The organism is Flavobacterium sp. (assembly GCF_044368995.1).
In the GTDB taxonomy this organism is placed as follows: Bacteria; Bacteroidota; Bacteroidia; order Flavobacteriales; family Flavobacteriaceae; genus Flavobacterium.
In genome coordinates this window covers 1-4,824 of the sequence record NZ_JBIPMS010000123.1, presented here as the reverse complement: position 1 = coordinate 4,824, position 4,824 = coordinate 1, and the positions used below count along the sequence as shown (strand labels likewise).

General features: G+C 30.3%; 5 protein-coding genes. 4 read left to right on the top strand and 1 reads right to left on the bottom strand.

Features of this window, described 5'->3' with window-relative positions; genetic code table 11:
• Positions 1-295 precede the first annotated feature (295 nt).
• Genes ACIQ2I_RS07945 through ACIQ2I_RS07930 form a run of 4 tightly spaced genes read left to right on the top strand, consistent with a single transcriptional unit; the run spans position 296 to position 4,420 of the window.
• Entirely contained in the window at positions 296-2,224 is a 1,929-nt protein-coding gene (locus tag ACIQ2I_RS07945) for a BatA domain-containing protein (RefSeq protein WP_396181887.1), read from the top strand.
• A complete protein-coding gene (locus tag ACIQ2I_RS07940; protein WP_396181886.1) occupies positions 2,221-3,471 on the top strand; it encodes a dihydroorotase family protein in 1,251 nt (416 codons plus the stop codon). Before ACIQ2I_RS07945 ends, ACIQ2I_RS07940 begins: the two co-directional genes overlap by 4 nt.
• A complete protein-coding gene (locus ACIQ2I_RS07935; RefSeq protein WP_396181885.1) occupies positions 3,471-3,782 on the top strand; it encodes a hypothetical protein in 312 nt (103 codons plus the stop codon). Before ACIQ2I_RS07940 ends, ACIQ2I_RS07935 begins: the two co-directional genes overlap by 1 nt.
• A 2-nt stretch (positions 3,783-3,784) precedes the next feature.
• A complete protein-coding gene (locus tag ACIQ2I_RS07930; RefSeq protein ID WP_396181884.1) occupies positions 3,785-4,420 on the top strand; it encodes an alpha/beta hydrolase in 636 nt (211 codons plus the stop codon).
• 63 nt (positions 4,421-4,483) lie between these two features.
• Here the strand turns inward: ACIQ2I_RS07930 and ACIQ2I_RS07925 are convergent.
• On the bottom strand, positions 4,484-4,824 hold a 341-nt coding region (locus tag ACIQ2I_RS07925; RefSeq protein WP_396181883.1), incomplete at its 5' end, for a T9SS type B sorting domain-containing protein.

Sequence of the window (4,824 nt, the reverse complement as noted above, 5' to 3'; positions counted from 1 at the left end):
TTTTGAGAAAAAATCGGAGAAAAATAGTAAAGTCAATTTAGGCGGTCCAGGGAAAAGAACGCCAAGAAAAACAGCATCAAGAAACCGAGGAATAGAAAGAAAACGAGACGAAAAGAAAAAGAAAAAGAAAAAGTAAATGACTTGTCACACTGAACTTATTTCAGTGTCTAATTAGATGCTGAAACAAGTTCAGCATGACAAAATTCATATTATAAACTTCGAATCGTTGTGAATTAATATAAAACTAATTGCAACAAGGTGATATTTTTAGTATTTTTGAAAAACTTTAATAAAAATGCAATTTAAAAACCCAGAAATTCTATATTTTTTATTTCTATTGATTCTACCAATTTTGGTGCATCTTTTTCAATTGAGACGATTTAAAAAACAAGAATTTACTAATGTTAAATTGCTGAAAGAACTTCAAATTCAGACCCGTAAAAGCGCTAAAATTAAGAAATGGCTATTATTAGCAACTCGATTAGTACTTTTAACCGCTTTAATTTTTGCCTTCGCACAACCTTTTTTTAAAGCAAAAGATTTCGATAAAAAAAATAACGAACTGATTTTGGTAATCGATAATTCCTTTTCGATGCAAGTCAAAGGTAAAAGTGGCGAATTGTTGAAAAGAACCATTCAGGATATATTGGAAAACACACCAGAAGACCAACAATTATCCGTACTTACCAATGATGAGAATTTTTACGACACGAATATTAAAAACATTCAAAAAGAACTACAAAATTTAAACTACTCCTCTACTCCATTCAATCCTGCAGCTATTATCACCAGAATTGAGGCCAAAAAACCTGGAATACCGAAAGATATTTTATTTATTACTGATGCAGTTGGCTTAAAAGAGGAATTGAAAACCAATTTAAGTGAAACGTCTTCTTTGTATTATCAATTGGTTGAAGCTAAAGAAACCAATAATATTGCTATTGAAAACGTACAAATTAGTCAGGTTTTAGATCAGTTTTACGAATTAAAAATCAGTATTAAATCGTACGGAGATTTTGAAAATGATGTGCCAATTTCAATGTATAATGGTAAAAAATTAGTTGGGAAAGCATTAATTTCGAAAGAGAAACCTCAAAAAGAAATTTTATTTACCATACCAAAAACAGATTTTCATGGTTATGTTTCCATACAAGACAACAGTTTAGCATATGACAATTCGTTTTATTTTAGTATTTCGAAACCTCAAAAATCGAATGTAATTGCCGTTGGAAATAGCACTAAAAACGATTTCTTATCAAGAATTTATACTGCTGAGGAATTTAATTTTACTTCAACAGAATTAAACACCTTAAATTATAATGCAATTGATGATGCAGATGCCATAATTTTAAATGAATTACCTACTATTCCAAATGCGTTATCGGTAACTTTAAAGAATTATTACAGCAAAGGCGGAACCATTATTTTTATACCAGATGTAAATAGTTCCGAGTCAAATTACAATTTGTTTTTGAGAAATTTTAGCAACATTATTTTATCAGAAAAAACAACAAAAGAGAAACAAATTACCCAAATAAGTTTCAATCATCCTATATATACCAACGTTTTCGATAAAAAAGTTAGTAATTTTCAATATCCAAAAACAAATGCGACTTTTAACGTAAATGGTAGTAATTTGCCCGTGTTACAATACGAAGACAAAAGTGTTTTTTTAGGAAATATCACCAATAAACTAGGGAATTTATACTTCTTTTCAACTTCTTTAAACAAAGAAAATTCCAACTTTCAAAATTCGCCTTTAATTGTTCCCACGTTTTATAATATGGGACAAAACAATAATAAATCAGGGTTAAATGCCTTTATAATTGGTAACAATAATTACACAATTATCAACGAAACCATTGCAAAAGATAATGTTTTGAGTGTTACAAATGCTGAAAATAGTTTTATTCCAATGCAACAAATATTGAACAATAAAATCAAACTTACTTTTGGAAATTCTCCAGAGAAATCAGGTAATTACGAAGTATTAAAAAACAAAGAATCGCTTAAAAGTATCAGTTTCAATTATCCAAGAAACGAAAGCGATTTATTGCAAATAAATACTGATTATTTTGATTCGTGTACAGAAGTAAATGCTGTATCTACGTTTTATTCTGATATTCATTCTTCAAGAACTAGCAATGAAGTTTGGAAATATTTTATCTTTGCTACATTATTACTTTTACTAGTTGAATTACTAATCCAAAAATTTGTAAAATGAATCTTTTACTAAAAAACGCGACACTACTTGAAAGTCAAAACCCATTTCATAAGCAACAAGTTGACATTGAAATTACAAATGGTATTATTTCTAAAATTGGAAAAAATATTACAAAAAAAGACGGTTTTGAAGTCATTGAAAAAGAGAACTTACATGTTTCTCAAGGCTGGTTAGATACTTCGGTAGTTTTTGGAGAACCTGGTTTTGAAACTACTGAAACCATAGAAAACGGACTAAAAGTAGCTGCAAAAAGCGGTTTTACGTCTGTGTTTTTACATTCCAATACAAATCCTGCGATTGACAACCAAGCGGTAATTCAATTCATAAAAACTAAAGCGCATAAAAGCATTACAAACATACACGTTGTAGGTTGTTTGACCAAAAATAGCGATGGAACCGACTTAGCCGAACTTTTCGATATGAAAAATGCCGGAGCGGTAGCTTTTGGAGATTATAAAAAATCAATGACAAATGCAAATTTGTTAAAAATAGCATTTCAATATGTAGATAATTTTAATGGAATTTTATTTGTACAACCTATGAATAAAGACCTAAAAGGAAAAGGATTTGTAAATGAAGGGGAAGTTTCAACGAAATTAGGATTGAAAGGAATTCCAACTATGGCAGAAGAAATTGAAATTGAAAGAAACATCGCCTTATTAGAATATACCAATGGAAAATTACACATTCCAACCATTACTACGAAAAATTCGGTAGATTTAATTGCGAAAGCTCAAGCGAAAGGATTACAAATTACTTGTGGCGTTTCTGTAAACAATTTGGTTTTAACGGATGAAGAATTAGTAGATTTCAATTCAAACACTAAAATTTATCCGCCGCTTCGTACAGAAACAGATAGAAAAGCTTTAATTGAAGGTGTTTTAAATAATGTGATTTCAGTCATTACTTCCGACCATTGCCCCGTAAACATAGAACAGAAACAAATAGAATACGATTTAGCTGATTATGGTTCAATTGGTTTAGAAAGTGCTTTTGGTGCCTTACAAACAGTTTTGCCAACGGAAGTTATTATAGATAAATTCACTTCTGCGAAATCTTATTTCAACATAGAAAACAATACAATTGCAGAGGGAAATAAAGCAGAACTTACCTTATTTAATCCTAGTGAAGATTGGATTTTCGATAAACAAAACATACTTTCTTTTTCTAAAAACGCCATCATGTTAGGTAAAAAAATGAAAGGAAAAGTATATGGAATTATCTGTAATAATAAAATTCAAATCTAATGGAAGAACATAAAGTAAACGCGATGATTGCTCATTTTACGATCATCGGAACAATCGTAGCCCTAATGATGAATGCTGAAAAAAAGAACGGTTTTGTTAGTTTTTACACGCGTCAGACATTAGGCATCTTTTTGTGTTTTCACTTGGGTGGTTATTTTATTGGCTATTTTGACAGTTGGTTTGTATCAACAGCTTATTGGTTATTTTTCCTAATCTTATGGATTATAAGTTTTGCGGGCGTTATGAATAATGAAATGAAATTGGTGCCACTTGTGGGGGAACAATTTCAAAAATGGTTTAAAAATTTATAATTATGAGTTTAGAATATTTGGTAAAAGCGCCAAAAGAAATAAAAGAAAAAAACGGCGCATTACTATTAATACACGGTTATGGAAGTAATGAAGAAGATTTGTTTTCTTTTGCTCCACAATTACCTGATGATGTTTATGTGATTTCGATTCGTGCACCTCATAATTTACAACCTTATGGCTATGCCTGGTATGAAATTACTTTTGATGCCGATGAAAATAAGTTTTCAAATAACGAACAAGCCAAAGAATCTTTACAATTGATCGCAAATTTTATTGATGAAATTTCTGAAAAATTACCTTTAGATAAATCTAATATTTCATTAATAGGATTTAGTCAAGGTGCGATTTTAAGTTATGGAATGGCGTTTACTTATCCAGCAAAAATTAATAAAGTTGTGGCTTTAAGCGGCTATTTAAATGAACAGTTATTGCCAGATAATTACGATTTAAATCAAATAAATCACATTGAATTTTTTGCTTCCCACGGCACACAAGATCAAGTAATACCTATAGAATGGGCCAGAAAAACCGCTCCTTATTTAGAGAAATTAGGTTTGCGCATTATGTATAAAGAATATCCTGTAGGACACGGCGTAGCCCCACAAAACTTTTGGGATTTTAAAAATTGGTTAGACTAAAATTACTTTTAATATAAAATAAAAATGGCTCCGAAATTTGGAGCCTTTTTTATATTTACCGTGTTATCTTTTTAAAGAGAAGTGAGCTTTAAATTGTTTTTGTTGGTCTTTTTCTTTGTAGTCAATAGTAAACCAATAATCTGTTGAAGGAAGAACTGACCCTATATAAGTTCCATCCCAACCTTGGCTAGTTGCTATTGGAGTAATTTGTTTTAATAACTTACCATATCTATCATAAATATAAATCTTAGCATCAGGTTGATCCAATCCTACTATGTTCCAAGTATCATGAATTCCATCGCCATTTGGTGTAAAATATTTAGGATAATCAATTACTAATACTTCTGTGGTTAATATAGTACAACCTTCTGTATCTTCTACCATTACTTCGTGTGTACCGCCTT

What these genes read in the sequence shown, in the direction of transcription:
- ACIQ2I_RS07945 (WP_396181887.1), top strand. Translation starts at nt 296, where the DNA reads ATGCAATTTAAAAACCCAGAAATTCTATATTTTTTATTTCTATTGATT.
- ACIQ2I_RS07940 (WP_396181886.1), top strand. Translation starts at nt 2,221, where the DNA reads ATGAATCTTTTACTAAAAAACGCGACACTACTTGAAAGTCAAAACCCA.
- ACIQ2I_RS07935 (WP_396181885.1), top strand. Translation starts at nt 3,471, where the DNA reads ATGGAAGAACATAAAGTAAACGCGATGATTGCTCATTTTACGATCATC.
- ACIQ2I_RS07930 (WP_396181884.1), top strand. Translation starts at nt 3,785, where the DNA reads ATGAGTTTAGAATATTTGGTAAAAGCGCCAAAAGAAATAAAAGAAAAA.